Raw genomic sequence first — 647 nt, 5'->3', positions numbered from 1 at the left:
CTCCGAACGGAGGCGCCGTGCCGGGCGACCGCATCGTCGGCATCGTCACGCCCGGCGAGGGCATCACGATCTATCCGATCCAGTCACCGGCTTTGAAAGACTTCGAGGAAGAGCCGGAGCGGTGGGTCGATGTGCGCTGGGATATTGATGAATCCTCGCCGCAGCGTTTCCCGGCCAGACTCTTTTTGCAGAATGTCAACGAGCCCGGCAGTCTGGCGCAGATCGCTCAGGTCATCGCCGACCATGACGGCAATATCGACAATATCAGCATGCATCGCCGCTCGCCCGATTTTACCGAACAGACTATCGATCTCGGTGTCTACGACCTCAAACATCTCAGCGCGATCATCAATCAGTTGCGCGCCAAGGCCGTTGTCGCCAAGGTCGAACGCGTCAATGGGTAGCGTCTTTCCTTAAGGTCTTCTGGAATTCCGTCATGTCCTCATCCTCGCTGCGCCTCGGCGTCAACATCGATCACGTCGCGACCCTGCGCAATGCGCGGGGCGGCAAGCACCCGGATCCCGTCCGCGCTGCGCTGGAAGCCATTTCCGCGGGCGCTGATGGCATCACGGCGCATCTGCGAGAGGATCGTCGCCACATCCGCGACGCGGATATGGAGCGCCTGAAGGCGGAGATCTCCAAGCCGC

At 61.2% G+C, this 647-nt stretch carries 2 protein-coding genes; both read left to right on the top strand.

The genetic code is table 11. The annotated features are described in order from the left end of the window. The coding region (locus AC1DU6_RS34410) for a RelA/SpoT AH/RIS domain-containing protein (RefSeq protein ID WP_477862958.1) at positions 1-404 on the top strand (404 nt) is incomplete at its 5' end. A gap of 32 nt (positions 405-436) precedes the next feature. Then, the coding region (locus AC1DU6_RS34405) for a pyridoxine 5'-phosphate synthase (RefSeq protein WP_477862956.1) at positions 437-647 on the top strand (211 nt) is incomplete at its 3' end.

It is taken from the genome of Roseateles sp. P5_B10 (assembly GCF_056400485.1).
The sequence above is the reverse complement of the archived record's forward strand: the minus strand, read 5'-3'. Positions and strand labels throughout refer to the sequence as shown.